The sequence below is a fragment of the Desulfitobacterium sp. LBE genome (assembly GCF_007830365.1).
Taxonomy (GTDB): Bacteria; Bacillota; Desulfitobacteriia; order Desulfitobacteriales; family Desulfitobacteriaceae; genus Desulfitobacterium; species Desulfitobacterium hafniense.
The window spans coordinates 198,682-200,835 of sequence record NZ_VLKD01000001.1 but is presented as its reverse complement, the minus strand read 5'-3'; the positions used below and the strand labels follow the sequence as shown (position 1 = coordinate 200,835).

The window sequence follows — 2,154 nt, the reverse complement described above, 5'->3', positions numbered from 1 at the left end:
GGTAACATATGCTTTTAATTCGTCGCAAAATGCAAATTGGATATTGTAGCATCGGTTTCCCAGTTTCTTAGGATTATATCCTTTTGACGCACCTTCTTGATGACCTTCTACGTTAATTACACTACTATCAATATCAATCGTAATGGATGTCAATTTACTTTTAGTGAGCAGTTTTTTAAAGACTTTAAAATTAATGTCTCTAAACATTTGGGTTGTCTTGAAGTTGAAGTTTCCTAGAAACCGTGACACTGTTTCAGGTTCTTTTACGGAAATATCAAACTCGTTGACGAGGGGATCATTTTGAAGTAGCTTTAGACGTTCTAACTTATCAATGCCAATGAAGTGACCGCAGAGCATGGTCTTTATATGATTCATCTTGATTTTATTTGTTGAGTCATTATCAAATACGAGGTCATTTTCAATAAAATCAAAAATCCCATTGCTTTTTGCATTCTCAAGGAGCAGAAAAAGACCTGCATTTGATGTTAGATTCTTAGCTTTGAAATCAATTTTATTAATCATAATTAGAACCCCTTTTTACTACTTTTCTTACTATTATTTTACCATATATCGAGTCATAAAAGCTGATAATTTAACATATTTTTGAGCACTTTTCTTTCACCCAATGGGTGAAAGCTGAATTTCGAAGGAACGCATATTTATCAAGGCTTTGATTATGCTTTTTGAAGTACTGACGTAGAATCTAGGTTCAACTTTAAACTATATATTGCAAGTTCCATGCCAAGTTATGGACTTACTGATTTTTTTATGAAGCCAGGTAATGATCTGAGAAATCAAGGAGTTTAATCTCCACTATTTGTGCTTTTGAAGCCTCCCCTCTGCTCAATGTTTCAAAAATGGACACTTTGATCCGAAACACTGTAACTAAGCTGAACAGCATAGGGCTCACAAAAGGATTTGAGCCCTGGCTGAGGTAGGTATTGAACAGAAGCGATAGATGTGCTAACCTTAATATTGGGAACTAATGGTAGCATGGGGACTCCTATTATGATTTGGAGTGATTGATGATGCCACAGGAGAATTGGTTGAGGTTCGTTAATGGAGAACCGACGGTTCAGAATATTGCGCCTTTGATTTACCGCTCTTGGCAACGAAGTCTGGCCCACAATATTAATCCTGCTGTTATTTCAAACAATAAGTTTCTTAACGACTCCGGCTTACGGGAATTGCGGGAATCCAGGGAAGACCTGATCCGTGCTGCCGGCTCTGTCCTGCCTTTTCTGTTCCAGCTCCTCAACAGCTCTAATTTCTCCATTCTGCTTGGGGATAAGGATGCTTTTATTCTGGAATCCCTGGGGGATGGCCCTTTCTTAAGCAAAGCCCAGCGGATTTTCCTTTCGCCGGGGGGCAATTGGGGGGAAGATGTCAAAGGAACCAATGCCATCGGCACAGCCCTTATCGAAGGCATGCCCGTTACCATACAGGGAATGGATCATTATGTCCAGGAGAACCACTTCTTGACCTGTTCAGCCGCACCCATCCACGGACTTCAAGGTGAAATTATCGGTGTGATCGACATCAGCGCCGAAATAGGGAATCAGCATTGCACTTTGGACATAGCCCTGGTCGGGGCTCGTTTAATTGAGCAGAACCTGCGCCATTTAACGATTGAAAGAGAGTTAAAATTCTATCAACAAGGGAGTAAGCTGGCTGTCGATCTTTTAAAGGACGGATGTCTTTCCATCGACCGGCATGGCATGATTACTCAAGTCAATGCCACGGGTGCTTCTCTGATTGGCCGGAAAAAAGACGACCTGATCGGCCGGCATGTTACCGATGTTTTAGGTGCTCCGAAAGGCTGGGTGCTGAATCAGGATACTCTTGATTTAAGGCATAAGGATGGCAAAGGCCATGAACTGGTGACCCATTTTCAGCGCATATCCGACAACTCGGGAAGCTCCTTGGGGGCTGTGGGTGTCATACAAATTATCGGACAGAACCTTGATAACTTGAGCTGGGTAGGGAGAACCAGCCTTAAATCACGTGAGATTCTGGAAAAAGCCCACAAAGCGGCTCAAACCGATTTCTCCGTCCTCCTGCAAGGGCAGACGGGAACGGGAAAAGAGATTATTGCCCGCATGATCCATGAATTAAGCCCGCGCAAGAACGGGCCTTTTATTGCTCTTAACTGTG

1 protein-coding gene and 1 pseudogene are annotated in these 2,154 nt (G+C 42.4%); one reads left to right on the top strand and one right to left on the bottom strand.

All coding sequences use genetic code 11. From position 1 onward, the window contains the following. A pseudogene (locus DESLBE_RS00925) lies at positions 1-522 on the bottom strand (IS1380-like element ISEcp1 family transposase); the annotation flags it as partial. A gap of 506 nt (positions 523-1,028) precedes the next feature. Between DESLBE_RS00925 and DESLBE_RS00915 the strand changes: the two are divergent. Continuing rightward, positions 1,029-2,154: sigma 54-interacting transcriptional regulator (locus DESLBE_RS00915; protein ID WP_144678594.1), on the top strand; the 1,126-nt coding region annotated here is incomplete at its 3' end.